Below are 3,529 nucleotides of genomic sequence, written 5' to 3' on the forward strand. Positions count from 1 at the left end.
CGCGGGCGGCGGCGAGTGGAGGAGGTGGCCACGCCGTAGCCGACCAGCACGGGCTGGCGGCCCGAGCCCTTCGACTCCGGCTCCGGCTCGGGCTCGGCCGCGGTGTCCGGCGCGGGCGGCGCCGCCTCCTCGGCCGGGGCCGCGCCGCCGGAGACGTCCACCGCGATGATGGACGTGCCCACGTCGACCGTGGTGCCCTCCGGGAAGTGCAGGGCGCGGACCACGCCGTCGTAGGGGATGGGCAGTTCGACGGCCGCCTTCGCCGTCTCGACCTCGCAGACCACCTGGCCGTCGGTGACGGTGTCACCGGGCTGGACGTACCACTTGAGGATCTCGGCCTCGGTGAGGCCCTCGCCCACGTCCGGCATCTTGAACTCGCGTACGGACGCGTTCGTCATCGTCGTCACGACCCCCTCCTCAGTACGCCATCGAGCGGTCGACGGCATCGAGCACCCGGTCCAGGTCCGGGAGGTAGGACTCCTCCAGGCGGGCCGGCGGATACGGCGCGTGGTAGCCGCCCACCCGCAGGACCGGGGCCTCCAGGTGGTAGAAGCAGCGCTCCGTGATCCGGGCGGCGATCTCCGCGCCCGAGCCGAAGAACACCGGGGCCTCGTGGACGACGACCAGGCGGCGCGTCTTCTCCACGGACGCCTGGATCGCGTCGAAGTCGATCGGGGAGACCGAGCGCAGGTCCAGCACCTCCAGGGAGCGGCCCTCCTCGGCGGCCGCGTCCGCGACCTCCTGGCAGAGCTTCACCATCGGGCCGTAGGCCACCAGGGTCAGGTCGGTGCCCTCGCGGGCCACGTGCGCGGTGTGCAGGGGGCCGGGGATGGCGTCGGTGTTGACCTCGGCCTTGTCCCAGTAGCGCCGCTTCGGCTCGAAGAAGATCACCGGGTCGTCGCTCTGGATGGCCTGCTGCATCATCCAGTACGCGTCGGACGCGTTCGACGGCGAGACGATCTTCAGTCCGGCGACGTGCGCGAACAGCGACTCCGGGGACTCGGAGTGGTGCTCCACGGCGCCGATGCCGCCGCCGTAGGGGATCCGCACGACGACGGGCATCTTGACCTTGCCCAGCGCGCGGGCGTGCATCTTCGCGAGCTGGGTGACGATCTGGTCGTAGGCCGGGAAGACGAAGCCGTCGAACTGGATCTCCACCACCGGGCGGTAGCCGCGCAGGGCCAGGCCGATCGCCGTGCCGACGATGCCCGACTCGGCGAGCGGGGTGTCGATGACGCGGCTCTCGCCGAAGTCCTTCTGCAGCCCGTCCGTCACCCGGAACACGCCGCCCAGCTTGCCGACGTCCTCGCCCATGACGAGGACCTTCGGGTCCGTCTCCAGGGCGCGGCGCAGCGACTCGTTGATCGCCTTGGCCAGGGCCATCTTCTCTGCCATGTCACTTACCCCCGTCCGCGTCGGCGAAGGACGCCTGGTAGGCGGCGAACTGCGCCCGTTCCTCGTCGACGAGGGCGTGTCCGTCCGCGTAGACGTTCTCGAAGATGGCGAAGTGGTCCGGGTCCGGCATGGCACGGACCGCTTCGCGCACTCGTTTGCCCAACGCCTCGGACTCGGTCTCCAGTTCCGCGAAGAATCCCTCGTCCGCGTGGTTTGAGAGCTCGAGATGGCGGCGCAGGCGCAGGATCGGGTCCTTGGCCTCCCAGGCGATCCGCTCGTCGTCGTGGCGGTAGCGGGTGGGGTCGTCGGAGGTGGTGTGGGCGCCCATGCGGTAGGTGAACGCCTCCAGCAGGGTGGGGCCCTCACCGCTGCGGGCCCGCTCCAGGGCCCACCTGGTGGCGGCGAGCGTCGCCAGGACGTCGTTGCCGTCCACGCGCAGGCCCGGGAAGCCGAAGCCGCGGGCGCGCTGGTACAGCGGCACGCGGGACTGCTTCTCGGTCGGCTCGGAGATCGCCCACTGGTTGTTCTGGCAGAAAAACACAACCGGGGCGTTGTAGACCGCGGAGAAGGTGAACGCCTCGGCGACGTCGCCCTGGCTGGAGGCACCGTCGCCGAAGTAGGCGACGACCGCGCTGTCCGCGCCGTCCTTGGTGATGCCCATCGCGTAGCCGGTGGCGTGCAGCGTCTGGGAGCCGATGACGATCGTGTACAGGTGGAAGTTGTTGCTGTTGGGGTCCCAGCCGCCGTTGTTCACGCCGCGGAACATGCCGAGCAGGTTGGTGGGGTCGACCCCCCGGCACCAGGCGACGCCGTGCTCGCGGTAGGTGGGGAAGACGTAGTCGTCGTCGCGCAGCGCCCGGCCGGAGCCGATCTGCGCCGCCTCCTGCCCGAGCAGTGAGGCCCACAGACCCAGCTCGCCCTGGCGCTGCAGCGAGGTGGCCTCGGCGTCGAAGCGACGGGTGAGCACCATGTCGCGGTACAGCCCGCGCAGGTCGTCGGCGGTGATGTCGGCGACGTACGGGTCGAACTCGGCGTTCTTGACGCGCTTGCCCTCGGGCGTCAGCAGCTGGACGAGGGCGGGCTCGGCGCTCTCGGCGGCACCCGCCGCCTTCCTGGCGGTGGTGGCCTTCTTGGCGGCACCGGTGGCCTTCTTGGCGGTGGCGCCGCTCTTGGTGCCGGTGGCGCCGGCCTTGTTTCCGGCGCTGCGTCGCGGTGTACGCGGGGCAGTGCTCTCCACGGTCACGTGTGCTCCTCCGTCGGTCCGGCCCCCGGGGTTGCCGGGTGACCTGGGGGTCCTCCCCGCTCACGGAGCGGGGAAGGCTCACCTGTTTTCGGCCACCGGGCACGGGGTGGGTGCCACTCGACCGGGAACAGGCGTGACAGGTGCCCCGGCGAGCGCCCTGCAATGTGCACGTTACCCAGTGCGACACATTTCTGTGAAACCCCACCTGACCTGGGATTTTGCTTGGATTTCCAAGTAAATCGGGACGGTCGGGAAGGTGCACTGGTCACAGCCTTGCAGGAGGCCGGAGCAACGGCACGTTATCCCGGCCACCCCGGACTCGGGAAGAGCCGAGCCGTTCCGTCGGCGCCAGAACGAGCACGGAGTGCGACCGGAAACGACTGAGTGTGACATCGCGCAGCTCACGGGGGCGCGCGTTCCCCTAGCATCCGGCGCGTGTCGCAACTCCGTGTACCACCGCCCGTACCGCACGCGCCCCCGCTGCGCGCCCTGCTCCGCCGGTACGCCGCCGGTTCCGCCGTCTCCTGTGCACCCGTCGACGAGGGGCTGCTGAACCGCGGCTACCGCCTGTGCACGACCCGCGGCCGCTACTTCCTGAAGCACCACTTCGACCCCGAGACGGCCGACCCGGCCGCGATCACCCGTCAGCACCGGGCCACGCTGCGCCTGGCCGGCCTGGGCGTCCCGGTCGCTCCGCCGCTTCCCGCGCGGGACGGGCGCACCGTCGTGGTCGTCGGCGGCCACGCCTTCGCCCTGCACCCGTGGATCGACGGCCGGCACCGGCACGGCGGGCAGCTCTCCCCGCCCCAGTGCGGGCGGCTGGGGGCGCTGCTCGGCGCGGTGCACCACGGGCTGGAGCGCGTGATGCCGGCCCACGGCCGCACGGCCGCC

4 protein-coding genes are annotated in these 3,529 nt (G+C 71.3%); 1 reads left to right on the forward strand and 3 read right to left on the reverse strand.

Annotated elements, in window-relative coordinates:
- The 3 genes from G3I53_RS01400 to pdhA all read right to left on the reverse strand — a co-directional run.
- Window positions 1-407 (reverse strand): biotin/lipoyl-containing protein (locus G3I53_RS01400; protein WP_343240535.1); only part of this gene is annotated, 407 nt, incomplete at its 3' end.
- Window positions 408-417: 10 nt separating this feature from the next.
- A complete protein-coding gene (locus tag G3I53_RS01405) occupies window positions 418-1,395 on the reverse strand; it encodes an alpha-ketoacid dehydrogenase subunit beta (protein ID WP_164335489.1) in 978 nt (325 codons plus the stop codon).
- Between the two features lies 1 nt (window position 1,396).
- Window positions 1,397-2,638, reverse strand: coding sequence for a pyruvate dehydrogenase (acetyl-transferring) E1 component subunit alpha (pdhA, locus tag G3I53_RS01410; protein ID WP_164335491.1), 1,242 nt, complete (start codon window positions 2,636-2,638; stop codon window positions 1,397-1,399).
- A gap of 435 nt (window positions 2,639-3,073) precedes the next feature.
- On the opposite strand from pdhA, the gene G3I53_RS01415 reads away from it, so the two are divergent.
- Window positions 3,074-3,529: phosphotransferase (locus tag G3I53_RS01415; RefSeq protein ID WP_164437945.1), on the forward strand; the 456-nt coding region annotated here is incomplete at its 3' end.

It is taken from the genome of Streptomyces sp. SID14436 (assembly GCF_010548465.1).
Taxonomy (GTDB): Bacteria; Actinomycetota; Actinomycetes; order Streptomycetales; family Streptomycetaceae; genus Streptomyces.

What these genes read in the sequence shown, in the direction of transcription:
- G3I53_RS01405 (WP_164335489.1), bottom strand. Translation starts at nt 1,395, where the DNA reads ATGGCAGAGAAGATGGCCCTGGCCAAGGCGATCAACGAGTCGCTGCGC.